This window comes from Pedobacter chinensis (genome assembly GCF_003339865.1).
Classification (GTDB): Bacteria; Bacteroidota; Bacteroidia; order Sphingobacteriales; family Sphingobacteriaceae; genus Pedobacter; species Pedobacter chinensis.
Genome location: NZ_QPKV01000009.1, coordinates 155,634 through 175,916, shown reverse-complemented (window position 1 = coordinate 175,916; position 20,283 = coordinate 155,634). Strand labels below are relative to the sequence as shown.

16 protein-coding genes are annotated in these 20,283 nt (G+C 37.4%); 13 read left to right on the top strand and 3 right to left on the bottom strand.

Features of this window, described 5'->3' with window-relative positions:
• Positions 1-46 precede the first annotated feature (46 nt).
• Entirely contained in the window at positions 47-943 is an 897-nt protein-coding gene (locus DU508_RS19440; RefSeq protein WP_233509683.1) for an alpha/beta hydrolase, read from the top strand.
• A 310-nt stretch (positions 944-1,253) separates the two neighbouring features.
• Here DU508_RS19440 and DU508_RS19435 read toward each other — a convergent pair whose 3' ends face one another.
• Positions 1,254-2,375 (bottom strand): glycoside hydrolase family 18 protein, encoded by a 1,122-nt coding sequence (locus tag DU508_RS19435; protein WP_115404431.1) that lies wholly within the window; start codon positions 2,373-2,375, stop codon positions 1,254-1,256.
• A 14-nt stretch (positions 2,376-2,389) separates the two neighbouring features.
• The gene (locus DU508_RS19430) at positions 2,390-3,253 is read right to left on the bottom strand and encodes a transglutaminase-like domain-containing protein (RefSeq protein ID WP_115404430.1); all 864 of its coding nucleotides are present in this window, start codon (positions 3,251-3,253) and stop codon (positions 2,390-2,392) included.
• A gap of 44 nt (positions 3,254-3,297) precedes the next feature.
• On the opposite strand from DU508_RS19430, the gene DU508_RS19425 reads away from it, so the two are divergent.
• The 5 genes from DU508_RS19425 (at position 3,298) to DU508_RS19405 (ending at position 9,145) form a co-directional block, all read left to right on the top strand.
• Positions 3,298-4,086: an O-methyltransferase gene (locus tag DU508_RS19425; RefSeq protein WP_115404429.1), complete on the top strand. Its 789-nt coding sequence runs from the start codon at positions 3,298-3,300 to the stop codon at positions 4,084-4,086.
• Between the two features lie 106 nt (positions 4,087-4,192).
• A complete protein-coding gene (locus DU508_RS19420; protein WP_115404428.1) occupies positions 4,193-4,852 on the top strand; it encodes a DUF1345 domain-containing protein in 660 nt (219 codons plus the stop codon).
• Positions 4,853-5,620: 768 nt separating this feature from the next.
• A complete protein-coding gene (locus tag DU508_RS19415; protein ID WP_115404427.1) occupies positions 5,621-5,989 on the top strand; it encodes a BlaI/MecI/CopY family transcriptional regulator in 369 nt (122 codons plus the stop codon).
• Complete coding sequence (locus DU508_RS19410; RefSeq protein ID WP_115404426.1) at positions 5,986-7,542, top strand: M56/M15 family metallopeptidase; 1,557 nt, start codon at positions 5,986-5,988, stop codon at positions 7,540-7,542. Before DU508_RS19415 ends, DU508_RS19410 begins: the two co-directional genes overlap by 4 nt.
• A 16-nt stretch (positions 7,543-7,558) precedes the next feature.
• Positions 7,559-9,145, top strand: a complete 1,587-nt coding sequence (locus DU508_RS19405; RefSeq protein WP_115404425.1) for a M56 family metallopeptidase — start codon at positions 7,559-7,561, stop codon at positions 9,143-9,145.
• A gap of 280 nt (positions 9,146-9,425) precedes the next feature.
• Here the strand turns inward: DU508_RS19405 and DU508_RS19400 are convergent, their stop codons facing one another.
• Positions 9,426-10,598, bottom strand: a complete 1,173-nt coding sequence (locus DU508_RS19400; RefSeq protein ID WP_233509682.1) for a BamA/TamA family outer membrane protein — start codon at positions 10,596-10,598, stop codon at positions 9,426-9,428.
• Between the two features lie 146 nt (positions 10,599-10,744).
• Between DU508_RS19400 and DU508_RS19395 the strand changes: the two genes are divergently transcribed.
• From DU508_RS19395 to DU508_RS19365, 7 genes are all read left to right on the top strand, one after another.
• Entirely contained in the window at positions 10,745-11,725 is a 981-nt protein-coding gene (locus tag DU508_RS19395; RefSeq protein WP_115404423.1) for a deoxyhypusine synthase family protein, read from the top strand.
• A 254-nt stretch (positions 11,726-11,979) separates the two neighbouring features.
• Entirely contained in the window at positions 11,980-13,275 is a 1,296-nt protein-coding gene (locus DU508_RS19390; RefSeq protein WP_115404422.1) for a c-type cytochrome, read from the top strand.
• A 48-nt stretch (positions 13,276-13,323) separates the two neighbouring features.
• A complete protein-coding gene (locus DU508_RS19385; RefSeq protein ID WP_115404421.1) occupies positions 13,324-16,344 on the top strand; it encodes a TAT-variant-translocated molybdopterin oxidoreductase in 3,021 nt (1,006 codons plus the stop codon).
• 26 nt (positions 16,345-16,370) lie between these two features.
• Positions 16,371-17,843 carry an NrfD/PsrC family molybdoenzyme membrane anchor subunit gene (nrfD, locus tag DU508_RS19380; protein WP_115404420.1) on the top strand — a complete coding sequence of 491 codons (1,473 nt, stop codon included), beginning with the start codon at positions 16,371-16,373 and terminating at the stop codon, positions 17,841-17,843.
• Between the two features lie 2 nt (positions 17,844-17,845).
• On the top strand, positions 17,846-18,382 hold the full coding sequence (locus DU508_RS19375; protein ID WP_115404419.1) for a DUF3341 domain-containing protein: 537 nt from the start codon (positions 17,846-17,848) through the stop codon (positions 18,380-18,382).
• Positions 18,354-18,977 (top strand): c-type cytochrome, encoded by a 624-nt coding sequence (locus DU508_RS19370; RefSeq protein ID WP_115404418.1) that lies wholly within the window; start codon positions 18,354-18,356, stop codon positions 18,975-18,977. Before DU508_RS19375 ends, DU508_RS19370 begins: the two co-directional genes overlap by 29 nt.
• A gap of 15 nt (positions 18,978-18,992) precedes the next feature.
• Positions 18,993-20,216 (top strand): quinol:cytochrome C oxidoreductase, encoded by a 1,224-nt coding sequence (locus tag DU508_RS19365; RefSeq protein ID WP_115404417.1) that lies wholly within the window; start codon positions 18,993-18,995, stop codon positions 20,214-20,216.
• The last annotated feature ends 67 nt before the right edge of the window (positions 20,217-20,283 follow it).

The following is a 20,283-nucleotide window of genomic DNA, read 5'->3' as shown; positions in this document are numbered from 1 at the left end:
AAGAATAGAAATGGCAAAATCATCACTTTTTTTCATCTTTTTTTTCATGGCAGTTCAATTTTCTAAAGCTCAGGAAGTTATTCCGCTTTACGCTGATAGCATTCCGGGCGCAAAACCAACACCTGCAACTTATGTTGAAAATACAGAAATCAGGGCAAATGGAACATGGAGCATTACCAGGGTTTCCATTCCAACGTTAACTGTTTTTGAAGCCCCAAAAGATATTGCAACGGGTACTGCTGTGATTATTTGCCCGGGTGGTGGATATGGTGCATTGGCTTTTAGCCATGAAGGAATTGATGTTGCGAAGCGATTTAATGCAATAGGGGTAACTGCTTTTGTACTAAAATATCGTTTGCCAAGCGATCAAATAATGGTTGATAAAACATACGCACTTTTACAAGATGCGCAAAAAGCAATTTATCTGGTTAGAAAAAATGCAAAAAAGTACCATATAAAAAGCAATAAGGTTGGGATTCTGGGCTTTTCTGCAGGTGGACATTTTGCATCAACATTAATAACCCATTATAACGATATTAAAATTCCTAATCTGGAGAAAATTGATCTTCGGCCGAATTTTGCTGTTTTAATTTATCCTGTAATCAGTTTTGAAGAATCAGTGCATACAGGTACAATGAAAAACTTACTGGGCACCAATCCGCCAGACAGTTTGAAACATTATTTTTCTGCTAATAAAAACGTGACTAAAGATACACCGCCAACATATTTTGTTCATGCCAAAGATGATCAGACCGTTCCGGTGGCGAATAGTGAATTGATGAATAAAGCTTTGCTCGAGCTCAAAGTTCCAACTAATTTATTGTATTACGATCAGGGCGGACATGGATTTGGCTTAATAAATAAAACCAGTACTACAGATTGGTTTAATTTAATGGCAGGATGGTTAAAGGTTCAAAAATTTAAAGTAAACGGCGACTTTTAGAGCATCAAAGCGCTCGTCATAGCGAATCGAAGAAAGGAATTGTGAGGTGGAATGAGGCAATCTTCCAATGCAGTAATTGATAGTAAAACAGATTGCTTCGTCGTTTCTCCTCGCAATGACGGTTTTTTAAATTATACCCAGACTGACGAAGTTTCCCTAACCTCCAACCCAACAAAACTTCGTAAGTCAGTATTAACCTTAACTTGCGAAATTTCAAAAGGCCAATGGCAGGGCAGAACTTCGCAGGTTTGAAACTTAAAACTCTTGGGAGAAAGGGCTGTAAGCCTAAAACATAAAAATAATTGTTGCACTATTTTATTGAGCGATCAATCGCCTCCAATAAACCATTTGAGTAAGTATCATCAGTTAACTCCCAAAACATAATGCCATTTAACTTATGGTCAATAACATATCTGGTTTTTAAGGCTATAGATTTTGGATCATCGAAAGTGGCCAATTGCCGGGTTTCTGCATTGTAATAATATGGCGCTTTGGCCACCTCATCCCAATAATATTTAAAGCCTTTTTCTTCAGTGAGTTGGTTGGCAAAGTGTTTATAAGAAAGGCCACTCAAGAATTTTGTTGGTTGATACAAGCCTCGATTCGCCTCAGTTGAGTTTTGGAAAATGCGGGCATAAAAGGCAGCGCCTAAAGCGATTTTTTGAGCAGGAACCCCCAATTTGATCATTTCTTTTATAGCATAATCGGCTGATAGTTGTTGCTCATTAGTGGAATGTAATGGGGTGTGATGTCCGCTTTGAGTGGCATAACCACTTACCAGATCATAACTCATTAAGTTTACGCGATCAACAAGCGGCATTACTTTTTTCCACTCAAAACACGAATCGATACAGTTCTTTGTTCCTCCGGCCGCAAAACTGATCTCAGCTTTTTTGCCAAGTTTTTTACGAAGCTCCTGGATCAGCAAGGTGAAGTTATGTTTATCATCTTCAGTATACCGATGTCCGGGATAACCGACAACTGCGGGGTATTCCCAATCGATATCTATACCATCGGCCTGGAAATAATCAAGTAATTCTTTTGTGGTTTGTGCAAAAGTTTCCCGACCATTTTTTCTGCTGAATACTTCAGAGCAAGATGCACAAGCGCTCCATCCACCCATGGCAATCATCACTTTTAAATCTTTATTGCGTTTTTTCAACGCAACCATTTTCGAAATCAAAGCAGAATCTTTTGCGCTGTGAATATTCAGGCTATCGCCTTTCAAATGCCCAAAACTATAAATCAAATGACTTAGCTTTTCAACAGGGAAGCTATCAATAAGAGTTCCTCCTCCGCCAGTGTAATAGGCAATCACATTTGGTTTAGTGATTTTCTGCGCCTTAAGACTAATGCTACAAGAAAAAAGAAAAACCATTAAGGTTAAAACTCGCAAAGAAATAGTGGGTAGGGAGATTGTTTTTTTGTTCAAGGTTAAATTGAGATTTATTGTTCGGCGATAATACTTTGTAATTCAGTTAACTCGGCAACTTTTTCTGTTGCGCCGGCATTTTCATAGGCAGAAATTAAATTTCTAATTACCCTGCGAATAATATCTGTATTGCTGCATGGCCTGTAATATTCTGGCAGTGATTCTAAATTCAATTGACGTAAAAACTGATCAACATCGTGCTTGCCGAAAATATTGCCCCGGTTAAAAGCATTGATGTAAAAAAGTACCCCGTACTCGGTACCTTCCTGCTTGCTTTCGTCTATATAGCCTAAAATGAAATGCTGCGGTAAATTAATTCCATAAATTGGCAAATCCAGCTTTTGGGCAAGTGTTGAATATATAATCGCCAACGAAATTTGATTGCCTTTTTTACTTTCTAAAACTTGATTTAAATAAGAATTTTGAGGATCGTGATGGTTTTTGGTATTGCCTCCAAATCCGTATTGCTGATACAGCACATGATTAATGAGCTTAACTTTTTCGACTGAACTCATCTCATATTGTAAGCCAAGCCAGATATCGCGTTTGATTTCTTCAATTTGGTTTATGACTTTTTGTTCATCCAAATCGGGATATTGGTATCTGTTGATAATCATTGCGCCTTGCAACAAATCAAAGGCACCGCTTAAATACCATAAATTTAAATCCTCTTTAACTGTGTTGAACTGAATCTGGTGTACAATATTTTCAATCCGCTCTTGCAAAAGGCCATCGAAAGATTGTTCCCAGGCATTTTCCAGATAATGGATGACTTCTCCGCCGTATTCAAGCAGTTTTTTCTCCACATGGTGGTAAACCTCCTCATCGGGATCATCCAGCAATTTAACTAATGCACTTATCTCTGCGATATTTTCCATAAAACATACATACGTTTGCGACGTTTAATTACTTTTGCAATATTATGCTATTTCAATTTATTACCGATTATATTAAACACCGTTTAACAGCGAAAACCCGTCATGGAACGCACTCACCATTTGTGTACAAGCTCGCTGATGAGGTAATTTACGATTTTAACGATAAATCTGAATACAAAAATATAGAAGAACAACGAAAAAAACTTTTTAATGACGATTCGATTATCACGGTTACCGACCTCGGTGCGGGTTCGCATCTTAATAAAAACCGTACAAAAAAGGTAAGCCAAATAGCAAAAAATGCATTAAAAAGCCCTCGTTTGGCTAAATTGATTTATCGTTTGGCTAAAAATACAAATCCAAAAACGATCATCGAACTGGGTACTTGTTTAGGGATAACCTCATCCTACCTGGCAAAAGCTTGCCCTAAAGCAGAAATTATCACCATAGAAGGTTGTCCGGAAACGGCAGCTGTGGCCAGGAAAAACTTCGAACAACTTGATCTCAACAACATCGAACTTCATGTTGGAAATTTCGACCTGATTTTGCCGGATATCATTGCAAAGCAACCCACATTGGATTTTGTTTATATAGATGGAAACCATCGTAAAGATGCTACCTTGAATTATTTTAAATGGTGTTTGCCAAAAGTTACTGAAAATTCATTGCTTATTTTTGATGATATTTACTGGAGCGAAGGAATGAAACAAGCCTGGGAAGAAATTAAAAACCATCCCGATGTTACCGTGACTGTCGATTTATTTTGGATTGGATTAGTGTATTTCAAGAGAGGCCAGGCAAAAGAACATTTCAAGCTAAAGTTTAATCAGTAATACCTTCGAGCTGAACAAAGATGAAACCATCATGATTTTCTGAAACTCACAGGGGAATGATTAAATCATGATAGCTTCATCACCACAAAAAACAATAAATTAATAGATGAAAATTAAGCCTAAATTAGCAGGAATCCAAAAACTATCGGCATTGTATATCTTGTTGATCAGTTTTTTTGCCGGTGTTTTAGGTTATATGGGGTCTCTTTTAATCCATGTGAATGCCTTAACCCATGTGATGCTGGGCTGGGATGTTTTTTGTTTGGCACTAATAAGCCTGCATGTGTACATGTTTTTTAATACTTCTGCGCCAGAAACACATTTAAAAGCCAAAATGCAGGATGAAACACGGATAGAAATTTTTGCAATTGTGTTGGTATCCACTTTTGCGGGTTTATTGGCGGTAGTGTTATTATTAATTAACAGAGATATCGGGCCAATTGACCTTATGATTGCCCTGGCTGGAATGTTTTTATCGTGGTTTTTGGTTCATACCACCTTCAGCATGCGTTATGCGCATCTTTATTATGGCGATAGTGAAACCGGAAAAGGTTCGGGTTTGGAATTTCCGGGAGATGATGAGCCTGATTTTATCGATTTTGCTTACTTTTCATTTGTGTTGGGAATGACTTTTCAGGTCTCAGATGTGGAGATTTCTTCCAGGCAAATCCGCCGGCTTTCACTTTTACATAGCTTAATCGCTTTCATTTTCAATACGGTTATTGTAGCGTTAACCATTAATGCGCTTGCCGGGCTAAGTAAGTAATGGGTTGTTATCTCTCCAACCAATTGTTTTGTATGTTCGGTGCGGCACCGAACATTAAGTAGAGTAAAAATATACAGCAGCTGGCTAAGCTGCTCTTAAATGTCTTAGGTGGTTCATCTCCCGAATCGTCAATTGCAAGGAGAAACGACTAAGCAATGTGTTTCGCTATCAATTTGACATTTAAAAGCTTGTCGCCAATTGTTTTGTATGTTCGGTACCGAGCATCAGGTAGAGTAAAAATATACAGCAGCTGGCTAAGCTGCTCTTAAATGTCTTAGGTGGTTCATCTCCCGAATCGTCAATTGCGAGGAGAAACGATGAAGCAATCTGTTTCGCTCCGCTTCACAAGCCTATCGTCAGTTTGTATCTCTTAGGGGTGGTTTACCAGCCAATTGTTGTTTGCCCGGGTAAGCCACCGAACATGGGATAGGTATACAATTAAGTACCCTTATCATTACCTGTTCCAAACTGTTTGTTAACCCCCAGGGTAAGCAAAGGGTAAAGAAAAGGTAAAGAAAAGGTTAAGAATGGGTACAGAAAGGGTTAACAAAGGGTTAAGCAGGGGTTAACCTGGTCACCACAACAGGTAAACAATGTAAATAAAGTTGTTCTTATTCCTTAAAAGGCACGAAGGAATTTCAATAATAATATTCTATTCATATAAATATTAGTTGCTATAAATCAGCATTTTACGCTTGATAACTGATTTTTCAGTAATATAACTTATTTTTTAGTTGTAAAACTGAAAAATAAGTTATAAGTTTGAATATGGAAGAATTAACCAAAACAGAAGAGCGTATTATGCAGATTTTATGGAAGCTTAAAAAGGCTTTTGTAAAAGATATTATCGATGAACTGGACGAAGAACCCAAGCCACCCTATAATACCATTTCTTCAATCGTAAGGCTTTTGGAAAAGAAAGGTTATGTTAATTATAAGGCCTATGGTAAAACATATGAATATTTTCCAGCCATTACGAAAGATGAGTATACTAAAACAACATTCTCAAAATTGTTTTCGGGTTATTTCGATAATTCCCCAACAAGCCTTTTATCATTTATGGTAAAAGAAGAAAAACTAAGTGAAAAGGATATAGAAGAAATCAAAAAAATTATCAATCAAAACCAAAAGCCATGATTTTAATTTATTTATTGAAGGTTTCTGCATGTACAGTCATCTTCTTTGCAGCTTATCAGTTTCTGTTGTCGAAGCTTACTTTTTTTAAGCTTAATCGTTTGTATCTGTTATCAACGCTGGTATTTAGTTTTATTATTCCAACTTTAACTATTGAAAACAAGCATGAGGTTTTGGTAAATCAACAGGAAAGGATAACCAGAGTTGCTTATACTGAAGAGGGGATTTTCGAAAAAGACTTTGAGGGTACTGATTCAAATGTTGCTGATTCAATTGATTGGAACCTGGTACTGGAATATTTCTACTTCGCTATTCTTTTCGTGTTCATAATCCGAACTCTGGCAATGATTGGTTACATTAAGCTTTCGATTAAAAAACATATCTCATCTCGGGATGGGGCGCTCATTTTCGTTCAATCTCATTCAAAAATAAAAAACTGCTCTTTTCTAAATCAAATCATTGTCGATGAATCTTTATCAGCAGAAGAAAAGGAATTAGTGATCAAACATGAATCAGCACATGTTGTTCAGGCGCATGTTTTTGATAAGTTGTTGGTCAATTTTATTGCCTGTGTTTTGTGGTTTAACCCCATTATTTATTTCTGGCGCAATGCGATAGATCATAATCATGAGTTTTTGGCTGATCACGAAGCTTTAAAAACTGTTGATAAAAAGGTTTATGCATCATTGTTGTTAAATCTTGCTATGCCGGCAACAAACTTTGCGACAAATAATTTCAGTAAAATCCCCCTAAAGAAAAGAATTATGATGTTATATAAAGAACCAAACGCCAAGTTGCAAAAGCTTGTGTATTTTTCCATCATTCCAGTGGTTTTGATCTGCTCAGTGGCTTTTATCAATCGTAAAGAAGTGGTTGTGAAAAAGAATGTTGCAACAAGTGAAACTCAATCGGTATCCACCAATACCAATATTTTTCCGCAGGAATATTTTAAAACCAGTCTGGTCTTAGATCCAAATGCAAAACCCGTATTCAAGGAGGCTGAAGTGGTTTTGGTACTTGATGCCGGACATGGTGGAAAGGATGGGGCATCAACTGCTCTGGATGGTCAGAAGGAAAAAGACATGAACCTGCGGGCGGTTAAAATTCTGAAAGAGGAAGCCGCAAAAAGAGGCATAAAAGTAAGGCTAACCAGAAGCGATGATGAGTTTGTTTCACTTCGTGACCGATTGCCAATTCAACCCGCAACAGCATTTATTTCGATCCATCATAATGCTACGCCTCAAAACATTAAGCCTGCTTTTGGTGGAATTGAAGTTTATGTTTCCAAATTGAATAGCAATATTAAAACCGCTGAAAATTTGGGTATAGGTATTTTGAGCAAACTAAAACAGCTAAGTGGGATTGAAGTAAGGGATTCGCTGAAAAATGCAAATCTGTTGCTGTTGAGAGAATCTAAAACACCTTCGGTTTTAATCGAGTTGGGAAATATTACCGACCAGAAAAGTCTCGATTTTATCAATGAGGAAAATAATCTTCGCAAAATCAGCAACTTGATTTTGGATGGGTTTGTACCGTTTTCAAAACGCGGCTGTTAGTTAAAATATTGTTTTTATGGAATGGTTAATGTATTTGTTGAAGGTAAGCGCCTGTACGGTGTTGTTCTTCGCTTTTTACCTATTGATTTTTAGAAAACTTACATTCTTTAAGTTTAACAGGTTTTATTTGCTCGGATCGTTATTTTTGAGTTTTGTTATCCCTGATTTGCAGTTTGAGATTAAACGCGAAATCATCGTTACAGAAACTAATATACTGACCAATGTACCTAAAATACGACCTGGCAGTAATCAAGCATTTCAACTTATCCGGCCAATGGTGGTTGAACACCAACTACAGAATCGACCTGAACCAGATTGGGATAAATTGGGCTTTTACATTTATGGGGGTATTACTTCAATGCTATTTCTGGTTTGTTCATGGCGATTGTTTGACTTGTTGAAACATACTCGTCATTACGTTAAAACCAGTGATGGATTAAAACTCATCACGAAAACAGAAGGCTTTACCAATTGCTCTTTTTTTAATTATGTATTTATTGATGAAAAAAAAATGAGCAATTCTGAATTGCAGGTTTTACTCGCTCATGAAAAGGTTCATGCGCAACAATATCATTCAGTAGATAAGATTTTGTTAATGATATTCAAAGCCATGCTTTGGTTTAACCCTATTGTGTATTTATTTGATAAAGCTTTGGAACAAACCCATGAATATGAGGCTGATGAAATTACATCAATAAATATCGGTAATCAGTATTATGCCAGTTTGCTGCTGAGGCTGGCGGTAAGCAAAAGCGATATGCCGCTCATTCATCATTTTGTTAAAAGTCCAATAAAAGATAGAATTAAAATGCTGTTCAACCCAAAATCAAAAAACATGAAAAAGTTAATGTATTTGTTAGCCTTACCAGTGGCTTTTGGGTTAGTTTGGTTGTTTGCTGTTGAGGTGGTTTATGCGCAAAAGAAAAGTAATGTGCAGATTGAGTTAAAAGCAATGTATCCTCAAGTTAGTGATGTCAGAAAAGAAAGAACTAAAAAAGCCATTAAAAAATCAACGAAGAATAAAATGCTGATTAAGGCAGATCCTTCAAACCAAGCTAAAGCCTTAGTGCCAAAAATTTTATCCTTTCAAAAAATAACCGGTGATATAAAAAACAAAATCTCTTATATGCAAGGTGCAATTATGGAAATTGGCGGCGATATTTTAAAGGCTCAGGATGTTGAATTTAATCAAATTAATAATACCATTACGGCAAAAGGAGCATCCTTTGAAACTAATGGAAAGATTGAAACCGGTGACAAAATGATATTTGATTTGAATAAAAATACGCACGTAACATTTAAGCCAATAGAATTAGAAATAAAGAATAAGATGGAATTAGATCCAAAAGTTAACTATAGAGCAGATTCTGTTAAATTTAATAAAAATAAAACAATGGTATATATGTTTGGAAACGCCGAAATGTCATATAGCCAAACCACACTTTCAGGTACAAATATTGTTTACGATGCGTTAACTCAATCTGTAAAAGCAAATGATGCTGAAATTTTTTTAAATCATAAAAAAGGGATTAAAGCAGATAGTATTTTTTACGATTTGAAAACTTCTAAAGTAAAATTATTTGGGGCCAATTTAGATCGTTAATATTATCCATCAACAGGGGTGGGATGTAATAATTATTGGGATTTAAGGTTGCTGCGGGTTACTGCCCCGTTCAGTTTTGGAAATGAAAAAATAAAGCAGCTGAAAAGAAAAACCGGAAACGAAGAGGAGCGAAAGAGAAGTAATTAATTAGACGGTCGTCCTGAACTTGTTTCGGAATAAAATAAGATGCTGAAACAAATTTACTTCGTAGCTTTCCGCTTCGCTACAGGTCAGTGTGGCGATCGCCTTATAGAATAAACAAACCGTACTTATTTCATCTTTAAAATGCTTCAGCTATACTGATGTAAAATCCGCTTTGGCGTTTTTCATTTGCCTGTTTTTCGCCAACTCCGTAATCCAGGCGAACACTTATTCCTTTTTCAGGATCAAAGAAATATCTTAAGCCAGCGCCATAATTTGGTTTAAATGCATGAGCTGAAAAATCATCGATGCCCCAAACCGTTCCTGTTCCGCCAAAAACCGTTGCACCAAAACGGCTACTATAACGATAACGCAATTCTCCCTGAAAAGCCAATAAGTTTTTATCCCTGTATCGACCGCCATAATAACCACGCATCATTTCATCGTTGCCCATTTGCGGAAGCAAATAAATAGGTGTGTTTTTGCCGAAAACGGTATTATACAATCCCTGTACACCAACCGCAAAACTTTGGTTCAGTCGCCAGAAATTCCGGGCATCAATTTTTATCTGGCTCCCAGTAAAGTTGCCGGCTGAAAAAACTGAAGGAGCATACTGGTAGGTTCCTCTGATGAAAAATCCTTTTGTAGTGTAATTATTGTTATTTCTAGCATCGTAACTTTGTGTAACGCCTAAATATAAAACGCTGCCGGTTCTATTACTGTAGTAAGGGTTACTGCTGAAAATGCCATCAGGAACCCGGTCAATGTATTCGTAATTTTCAAAACCTAAAGAAACACCTGTATAAGCTTTTGGCAGCAATTGTTTCTCTGCCTGTAATAATACTTTAATTTGCTGCTGAATAAGCTTGTCTTCATTTATTGCCCGTGTGTTATTGCCTATTCCGTAAAAATTAAATGGCATTCTCTTAAAGCGTAATTCGCCTAAATAATGAAGTTTATTCCCTTTGCCCCAAATATCAATAAGAGAGCTCATGTTGTAAGCCTTCAATGTAGAATAATTTAAGTTCAGTGTTAAAGATGATGGGCGATTTGTAGTGTCCAATCGATCAGCATAAAAGCCCACAATGGCACCAACACCAAACTGAAAACCGGTTTCTTGCGCATAACCAAAAGATGGAATAGGTAAAAAACTAGCTTTACGCAAGGTGTCTTTCTCGTTAGAAAGCAACTTTTTAATCAGTTTCATTTGTGCCACTCCAGGTAACGAAAACGTTAGAAAACAAATCAATAAAACAGGCATTCTTTTCATGGAGCAAAGAAAAGGAATTAAATTATAAGTTGATGAGTTCATTTGTTAATTGGTTCATTAGTCATTAGTCAATGGTCATTTGTTAATTGTTCATTCGTATTGCAAACTGTTAACTGAAAACTGCCACCTGTATATTTGTACAGTTAAACAAAAAACTGCTATTTTTGCGGCAAACAATACAAAACAAAATGAGCAATACAAGAGGACCAATATCTCAGTTTATGGAGCATAATTATCTCCATTTTAATGCGGCGGCAATGATGGATGCAGCTAAAGGATATGAAACGCATTTAGATGAGGGTGGTAAAATGATGATCACGCTTGCTGGTGCAATGAGTACTGCAGAATTGGGAATTTCACTTGCAGAGATGATTCGCCAGGATAAAGTGGCGATTATTTCTTGTACCGGTGCTAACCTTGAAGAAGATATTATGAACCTGGTTGCACATTCACATTATAAACGTGTGCCAAACTACCGTGATTTAAGTCCGCAGGATGAATGGGATCTTTTAGAAAACCATTACAACCGTGTTACTGATACCTGTATTCCTGAAGAAGAAGCTTTCCGCCGTTTACAAAAGCACATTCACAAAATCTGGAAAGATGCTGATGATGCAGGCGAAAGGTATTTCCCGCATGAGTATATGTATAAAATGCTTTTAAGTGGCGATTTAGAACAGTATTACGAAATCGATCCTAAAAATTCATGGATGCTGGCCGCCGCTGAAAAGAATTTGCCAATCGTGGTTCCTGGATGGGAAGATTCTACCATGGGTAACATCTTTGCATCTTATGTAATGAAACAAGAGTTAAAAGCATCGACCATGAAGAGTGGCATTGAATATATGGGTTGGTTGGCCGACTGGTATATTGCAAATAGTGCTGGCAAAGGAATTGGGTTCTTTCAAATTGGTGGCGGTATTGCAGGCGATTTTCCGATTTGTGTGGTACCTATGTTATATCAGGATATGGAAATGGAGAATATCCCATTTTGGAGTTATTTCTGCCAGATCTCTGATTCAACCACTTCTTATGGCTCATATTCAGGAGCAGTGCCAAATGAAAAAATCACCTGGGGTAAATTAGATATTCACACACCTAAATTTATTGTAGAAAGCGACGCAACAATTGTAGCCCCCTTAATGTTTGCCTGGATATTAAAACAATAACAAATATAAATTGATAAACCAAACCGGTTTGGTTATGCCCATTTACGATAACGATCAAAAAATGGGCATTTTTATTGCCTGAAACGCTTGAATCGGCATTTGTTTAGAATGATTATAAATTGTATTTCCAGTCACTATTATGTCATGGGATTTATTAATAAGTTATACTTTTGTTCAAGTTTTGATGGGGCTATATCAGTTCAGGCATCAATTTCACAACAAAAAGTAAATTAAATAAGTATAAAGTGTTCATTATGAGAGATATCTCGATGATTTTAAAAAGCGTTTGGAAGTCGTTATTCGTATTTTCAGCAATTTCTGTAATGGCGGTTTCTACCGTAAATGCGCAGGATGCTAAAGAGGGGAGAGCGCTTTTCAGAGCTAAATGTTCTTCATGCCATGCCTTAGATGCTAAACTGATTGGTCCGGCCTTAACCGGAGTATCTGATCGTCATTCTGAGGAATGGTTATTGAAATGGATCCCGAATAGTGCTGCTTTGATCGCTTCTGGTGATCCAGCTGCTGTTAAAGTTTTCAATGAAAACAATAAAGTGGCGATGACTTCTTTCCCTGAGTTAGATGATGAGAAAGTAAAAAGCATCTTAGCATATATTCAAGAAGGTGAGCCAAAACCAGCTGCCGGGGCTGGAGGTGCTGTTGCTCCTAAAGATGAAACCACATCAGGTTTATCAATCGCAGGTATCGTTGCTATTGTATTAGTAGGTATTGTAATTTTAGTGATCTTAGGCCGTGCTTCTAAGTTATTAGAGCGATTAATTTTACAGAAACAAGGTATTGAAATTGAAGAAGATGTGCCGTTAGCGGTGGGTGTTCGTAAAATGTTCAAAAACAAGAAGTTCGTAATGTTCTTCATCTTGTGTTTAATCATCTGCCTGGGTTCATTCGGTTGGATGGGTATGTGGAATACAGGTGTTCAAACTGGTTATCAACCGGTTCAGCCTATTAAATTCTCACACGAGTTACATGCTGGTATCAATCAAATAGATTGTCAGTACTGTCACAATGGAGCATTTAAATCTAAAAATGCTACTATTCCATCATTAAATGTTTGTATGAACTGTCACAAAGCTGTTCAGGCGAGAGATAATTATGATGGTGAGATTTCTCCGGAGATCAAAAAAATCTATAATGCTTTGGGTTACGATCCTGAAACTCAACAATACGATAAAAGTAAAGAAAAACCAATGGAGTGGGTTCGTGTTCACAACCTTCCGGATTTTGCTTACTTCAATCACTCTCAGCACGTAGTTGTTGCAGAAGATGCTATTCGTAAAGCAAAAGGTTTACAGCCAACTGAACCTGTATGTTTCGCGTGTCACGGTCCGGTTAACACAATGGAAGAAATTTATCAATATTCTCCATTAACCATGAAATGGTGTATCAACTGCCACAAGGAAACAGATATTTCTGGTCAGAAAAATAATGCTTTCTACGCTAAGGTTATCGAAGCGCATGAAAAAATTAAAAAAGGCGAGAAAGTTACACCAGCGTTATTGGGTGGTTTAGAGTGTGGTAAGTGCCACTATTAATAGATAGAGTTTAGTAAGAACGTTCGAATAAACAGTAATATAGCTTAAATGGAAAGCAACAAAAAATACTGGAAAGGCTTAGAGGAGTATAATAATACACCCGATTTTGTTAAGAATAACAAAAACGAATTTGCCGAGCCACTTCCAATAGAAGATGTTTTAAATGAAGCAGGGTTAAGTACCGTTACCCCACGCCGCGACTTTTTAAAGGCGTTAGGTTTTGGTTTGGGTGCAGTTACTTTAGCTGCATGTCAAAGTGCCCCGGTTCATAAATCTATTCCTTATCTGGTAAAACCTGAAGAGGTTACTCCAGGTATTCCTAACTATTATACTTCGAGCTTTAATGGCCAGAGTATTTTAGTTAAAACAAGAGAAGGTCGTCCGATTAAAATTGAACCAAACCCAAATGCGGGCGAATTTAATTGCGGTACTGATGCGAGAGCTCAGGCTTCTGTTTTAGATCTTTATGATGTATCTAAATTAAAAGCACCTGTTCTTAAAAATGAAGAAACCACCTGGGCTAAGATCGATTCTTTTGTAAAAGATGAATTGGCTAAAGCACAAGCAGGCGGCAAAAAAATCCGTATCGTAGCTTCAACAGTTAACAGTCCGTCAACTAATGCTGTTTTGGCACAATTTATTGCAAAATATCCGGCAGCTAAATTGGTTCAGTATGATGCTGTTTCTTATACAGGTATTATCCAGGCTAATCAAAATAGCTTCGGTAAAGCGGTTTTACCTAAATATAACTTCGATAAAGCAGACTTAATTGTTAGTTTCAGCGCTGATTTCTTAGGTACCTGGATTAGCGGTGAGGAGTTTACTTCTCAATATACCGCTAACCGTAACTACAAATCGTTAGAAAATAAAAAGATGAGCCGCCACATTCAATTTGAAAGTGGAATGAGCTTAACCGGTACTAATGCAGATACCCGTGTTCCTGTAAAATTATCAGAAGAAGGTCCGGCATTAATTGCTTTATATAATGCCATTACCGGTCAATCTTTACCTGGCGGAACGTTAGGAAACAATACCACTGCTGATAAGGTAATTAAATTAGCAGCTAAAGAATTACTTCAAAATAAAGGTAAAGGCCTTGTTGTATGTGGTTCTAATGATGTTTCTACTCAAATTTTGGTAAATGCGATCAATGCAGCCATCGGCAGCTACGGTACCACTATTGATTTAGATAATCCTTGTTATTTATATGCAGGTAACGATGCCGAATTTAATGGTTTAGTTGCTGAAATGAGTCGTGGGGAAGTTGGTGCTGTATTTTTCTTAAACAGCAATCCTGCTTACGATTTCATGAATGCAAAAGCATTTACTGATGCATTAGCTAAAGTTCCTGCTAAAATTTCATTTGCTGATCGTGCTGATGAAACAGCTTCACTTTGTGATGCCATTGCCATTAATCATAACTATTTAGAGTCGTGGGGTGATGCAAATGCTTACGAAGGATATTATTCAATCGTTCAGCCAACCATTAACCCGGTTTTCAACAGTCGTCAGGCTGAAGAGAGTTTATTGGTTTGGGCTGATGCTCCGGTTAAAGATTACTATCAATTTGTTCGTAATAACTGGGAAACCAAAATGTTGCCTGCACTTGGTATTAAATGGAATGATGTTTTAGAAAAAGGTGTGGTAACGGTAACTCCAAAACCTGCTGCTGCATATTCATTCACACAATCTCTAGCGCAAGTGGCCACTTCAATTGTGAACAGCAGCAAAGCGCTGGCAAAAGAAGTTGAATTACAAATTTATGAGAATATTCCGATGCGTGATGGTAAAAATGCAAACAATGCATTCTTACAGGAGTTGCCTGATCCGGTTTCAAAAGTAACCTGGGATAACTATGTTGCTTTAGCTCCGAAATTTGCAGAAAAATTAAAGGTTAAAGAATTTGATGTTGTAACAGTTAAAGGCAGCAACGGATATGCTGTAGATCTTCCGGTATTGATCCAACCAGGACAAGCACAAGGAACTGCTTCTATCGCATTAGGTTACGGCCGTACCAAAGTGGGTAAAGCCGGTAACGATGTAGGTAAAAATGCTTTCCCGTTTGTTTCTTTTGTAAACGGAACAATGCAATATGCTACTTCAGTAACCATTACCCCAACGGGAGGTTATTATGAATTGGCTCAAACACAAACACACCATTCTTTTGAAGGCCGTGCGGTAATCAAAGAAGCTACATTTAAGGAATACTTAAAAGATGCATCTGCTGGTAACCACAAAGGCGAGCATAAAGATTACGATCTTTGGGATCAATATGAGAAACCAGGTAACAACTGGGTAATGGCAATTGATTTAAATGCCTGTACCGGATGTGGTTCTTGTATCGTTGCTTGTAACGTAGAAAACAACATTCCTGTTGTAGGTCGTGATGAGGTTCGCCGTCGTCGTGAAATGCACTGGATTCGTATTGATCGTTATTATAGTTATGAAACTAAAGACGGTGATGTAACCAGAGAGAAAGAGATTGCGAAATTAGAAGATTTAGATCATGTTTCTGTTGTTCATCAACCTATGTTATGCCAACACTGTGATCATGCGCCTTGCGAAACAGTTTGTCCGGTTTTAGCAACTGTACACTCATCAGATGGTTTAAACCACATGGCTTACAACCGTTGCGTAGGTACACGTTACTGTGCAAACAACTGTCCATACAAAGTTCGTCGTTTCAACTGGTTCAACTACTGGAATGATTCCCGTTTCGATAACTACTTAAATAACGAGTTTACTCAATTGGTTTTAAATCCTGATGTAACTACCCGTTCACGTGGTGTGATGGAGAAATGCTCAATGTGTATTCAACGTATTCAAGGTGGTAAGTTGCAAGCTAAATTAGAGAAACGTCCATTAAAAGATGGCGATATCAAAATGGCTTGTCAGGAAGCTTGTTCAGCAAATGCGATCATATTTGGTGATTCAAACGATCCTGATTCAGAGGTTTCAAAAGCATTACGTTCTGAGCGTATCTACTACGTATTGGAAGAAATCAATGTGAAACCGGGTATCGGATACATGACAAAAATTAGAAACACAGATACAACAGTACAAGCGTAAGCTTTAGTATAAAGAAAATACAAATTATGTCAGGACATAACGAATCAATACTTAGAGAACCATTAATTACCGGCGATAATATCACGTATGCAAAAATTACGGATGATATTTTAATGCCGGTAGAAAACAAGCCGAATAAGGCTTGGTGGATTGGTTTCATCGTTTCAGCATTAGGTGCATTACTTTGGGTAGTAGCTGTTAGTTACACCTTTTGGAATGGTATCGGATCCTGGGGCTTAAATAAAACAGTTGGATGGGCATGGGATATTACCGGTTTCGTATGGTGGGTAGGTATCGGTCACGCCGGAACATTAATTTCAGCAGTACTATTACTTTTCCGTCAAAACTGGCGTAACTCCATTAACCGTTCGGCAGAGGCAATGACTATCTTCGCCGTTATTTGTGCGGCAACCTATGTTGTTTCTCACATGGGGCGCCCCTGGTTAGCTTATTGGGTATTACCTCTACCAAATCAATTTGGATCACTTTGGGTAAACTTTAACTCGCCATTGGTATGGGATATGTTTGCCATCTCCACTTATTTCTCTGTATCATTATTATTTTGGTACACAGGTTTATTACCAGATATCGCTACTATTCGTGACCGTGCAGTGGGTACACGCAGAAAAATCTATTCCATTTTCTCTTTTGGATGGACTGGAAGCGTTAAAACCTGGCAACGTTTTGAAGCAGTATCATTAATCTTGGCGGGTATTTCTACGCCGCTGGTACTTTCAGTGCACACCATTGTATCAATGGACTTTGCAACATCAGTAATTCCAGGATGGCACACAACTATTTTCCCTCCTTACTTCGTTGCTGGTGCGATTTTCTCGGGTTTTGCGATGGTGTTAACCTTATTATTGGTTGCCCGTAAAGTATTGGGCCTTGAAAATTACATCACCATGTTCCACATTGAGTCGATGAATAAAATCATCATCTTAACAGGATCAATCGTTGGTGTGGCTTATTTAACAGAGTTTTTCATTGCATGGTATTCAGGTTCTGAATATGAGCAATATGCTTTCATTAACCGTTCTACTGGTCCTTACTGGTGGTCGTACTGGATGATGATGACATGTAACGTAATCTCACCACAGCTGTTATGGTTCAAAAAAATCCGTTTAAGCATTAAAGCTACCTGGATTTTATCAATTGTAGTAAACGTAGGTATGTGGTTTGAGCGTTTTGTAATCATCGTTACCTCATTACACCGTGATTATATTCCGTCGAGTTGGGCGATGTTCTATCCAACCTGGGTTGATGTGAGTGTATTCGTAGGTTCAATCGGACTATTCTTTACATTATTCTTATTATTCTTAAGAGTATTGCCATCAATCGCTATTGCAGAGGTTAAATTATTATTGAAATCTGCCAGTGAGCAAGCAAAAATGAAACAGATTAAAGAAGGACATGAGAATAAAGAATACGTTGCTGAATACGTAGAGTCTTTACAGAAATTTGATAGTGTTAAACAAGAAGATTACGCAAAAATATAACAATGAGTGATATCAAATATATTTTAGGCAGCTTTGGTGATCCTGATGAAATGATGCATGGCATCGAAAAACTACAGGAAAATGGTGTAAGCATTTACGATGTTTATACGCCAATGCCTATACACGGAATAGAAGCCAAATTAGGAATTAAAAGATCGAGAATCGATATCGCAGCATTTTGCTTTGGTATTACCGGAACTTGCGCAGCTTTTGCTTTGATTTATTTTTGCGCAGTAATCGATTGGAAAGTTAACATCGGTGGTAAGCCATCATTTGCATTGCCGGATTTTATTCCGATAATGTTCGAGCTTACTGTACTGTTTTGTGCTTTCGGTATGGTTTTAACTTATTATGCTTCTACGCATTTGTTTCCGGGAAGAGCTCCAAGAGTAATGGATCTTCGTGCAACTGATGATCGTTTTGTGATCGCAGTTGATGCAAAAGATAACACAGCGCACACTGTAATTGATGGTTTATTAAAAGATGCAGGTGCTTTAGAAGTAAAGTATAATGAAAGGAAGTACATTAGCTATGAATAAGAATAAATTTGTTTATACGGCGTTTTTAGCTATCGCTTTCGCAGCTACTTTATCCGCTTGTAGAGATAAACGCAGTACTGGTTTAGAATATGCCAGAAATATGTATGATGCGATTGCATTAAATCCGGATCAACCAGTGGATACTGCTAATAAGTTACTGGCAAGTTTTAAAGGTCAGGCCGCACAGGTTCCACCAGCTAATACAAAACCGGTTGGTTTTACAGAATATGATGAATATCCAAACACAAAAGAAGGATATGAAGCAGCAGGGGTAAGCATGGTTAATCCATTACCTGTTGATACCTTGAACTTAGCAGAAGGAAAACATTTATTTGATGTTTTCTGCAGCCCTTGCCATGGTGAAAAAGGAGATGGTCAGGGACACCTGGTTAAAATTGAGAAATTTAGCGGTGTACCTGCTTATCAAACAGGCGCTTCATCTCGTGGCGGTAACATGGCAGATCTTACTGCAGGTAAAATTTACCATACCATCACTTATGGTGTAAATAACATGGGCTCGCATGCTTCACAAATCTCGCCAACAGATCGTTGGAAAGTGGTGATGTATGTTCAACAATTACAAAAAGGACAATAGTAAAGCAGAATATAAATGGGAACTCACAATATTAATTTTAGTGAACAGTTTGAGTTTACAGGTAAAGTAAAAACCTTAAGCATTGTTGGTATCGTTATCGGTATTGCAGCTGTGTTGTTTGGTTTCTTGGCTGGTGATAAAGTAATGCACGAGCGTACTTTTGCTAACCTGTTGCTTATGGGTTATTACTTTGCATGCGTATGTATGTCGGGTACTTTCTTCCTCGCTGTTCAATATGTAGCTCAAGCGGGTTGGTCTGCATCAATTCTACGTGTACCACAAGCTATGGCTAAAACATTGCCAATTGCTGCTGTAATACTTTTTGTTATTATTTCTGCTGGTTTGTACACACACAATTTGTATCATCACTGGCATGCAGATGGATTAACGGTAGAAGGTAGTCCTAACTATGATGCGATCATTGCAGGTAAAGCAGTATTCTTAAACGTACCTTTCTTTTTAGGTCGCCAGGTATTGTTTTTAGGTGTTTATAGCATCTTCTCCATCATGTTTGTTAAGTTTTCTTACAATGAAGACTTAGCTGGTGGTTTAAATTCATACAGAAAGAGCTTTAAAAATGCTTGTATTTTCTTAGTGATTTATGGTTTTACCACTCCGGTATTTGCTTTTGATACGATTATGTCATTAGAAGCACACTGGTTCTCAACCATGTTCGGTTGGTATAACTTTGCTGCAATGTGGGTAAGCGCATTAGCTACAATTGCAATCATCATCATCTTATTAAGAAGAGCTGGTTATATGCAATGGGTTAACAACAGCCACTTGCATAATTTAGGTCAGTTTATTTTTGGTTTCTCTATCTTCTGGACTTATGTATGGTTTGCACAGTTCTTATTAATTTACTATGCAAACATGCCTGAGGAAACGGTTTATTTCTACAAACGCTTTGAGTACTACAAATTCTGGTTTTTCTTAAACCTTGCCATGAATTTCTTAGCGCCGGTATTATTATTAATGGATAGAGATAACAAAAGAACGGATGCCAAATTGTTATTCGTTGCTATAGTGGTATTATTGGGCCACTGGGTTGATTATTACCAGATGATTATGCCAGGTGCCGTTGAAGATGGACACAATGGTTTTGGAATTGTTGAAATTGGTACAGCAGTAGGTTTTGTAGGATTGTTTACATTTACAGTTCTATCAGCATTAAGCAAAAAACCATTAATTGCAAAGAATCACCCATTATTACAAGAAAGTTTGCATCATCAGCTTTAGCAGATGATATTTATAGGGCAAATATTTAATTATTATTATAATTAGCAGTACAGCGTACTACTTTTAA

What these genes read in the sequence shown, in the direction of transcription:
- DU508_RS19440 (WP_233509683.1), top strand. Translation starts at nt 47, where the DNA reads ATGGCAGTTCAATTTTCTAAAGCTCAGGAAGTTATTCCGCTTTACGCT.
- DU508_RS19430 (WP_115404430.1), bottom strand. Translation starts at nt 3,253, where the DNA reads ATGGAAAATATCGCAGAGATAAGTGCATTAGTTAAATTGCTGGATGAT.
- DU508_RS19425 (WP_115404429.1), top strand. Translation starts at nt 3,298, where the DNA reads ATGCTATTTCAATTTATTACCGATTATATTAAACACCGTTTAACAGCG.
- DU508_RS19420 (WP_115404428.1), top strand. Translation starts at nt 4,193, where the DNA reads ATGAAAATTAAGCCTAAATTAGCAGGAATCCAAAAACTATCGGCATTG.
- DU508_RS19415 (WP_115404427.1), top strand. Translation starts at nt 5,621, where the DNA reads ATGGAAGAATTAACCAAAACAGAAGAGCGTATTATGCAGATTTTATGG.
- DU508_RS19410 (WP_115404426.1), top strand. Translation starts at nt 5,986, where the DNA reads ATGATTTTAATTTATTTATTGAAGGTTTCTGCATGTACAGTCATCTTC.
- DU508_RS19405 (WP_115404425.1), top strand. Translation starts at nt 7,559, where the DNA reads ATGGAATGGTTAATGTATTTGTTGAAGGTAAGCGCCTGTACGGTGTTG.
- DU508_RS19400 (WP_233509682.1), bottom strand. Translation starts at nt 10,598, where the DNA reads ATGAACTCATCAACTTATAATTTAATTCCTTTTCTTTGCTCCATGAAA.
- DU508_RS19395 (WP_115404423.1), top strand. Translation starts at nt 10,745, where the DNA reads ATGAGCAATACAAGAGGACCAATATCTCAGTTTATGGAGCATAATTAT.
- DU508_RS19390 (WP_115404422.1), top strand. Translation starts at nt 11,980, where the DNA reads ATGAGAGATATCTCGATGATTTTAAAAAGCGTTTGGAAGTCGTTATTC.
- DU508_RS19385 (WP_115404421.1), top strand. Translation starts at nt 13,324, where the DNA reads ATGGAAAGCAACAAAAAATACTGGAAAGGCTTAGAGGAGTATAATAAT.
- nrfD (WP_115404420.1), top strand. Translation starts at nt 16,371, where the DNA reads ATGTCAGGACATAACGAATCAATACTTAGAGAACCATTAATTACCGGC.
- DU508_RS19375 (WP_115404419.1), top strand. Translation starts at nt 17,846, where the DNA reads ATGAGTGATATCAAATATATTTTAGGCAGCTTTGGTGATCCTGATGAA.
- DU508_RS19370 (WP_115404418.1), top strand. Translation starts at nt 18,354, where the DNA reads ATGAAAGGAAGTACATTAGCTATGAATAAGAATAAATTTGTTTATACG.
- DU508_RS19365 (WP_115404417.1), top strand. Translation starts at nt 18,993, where the DNA reads ATGGGAACTCACAATATTAATTTTAGTGAACAGTTTGAGTTTACAGGT.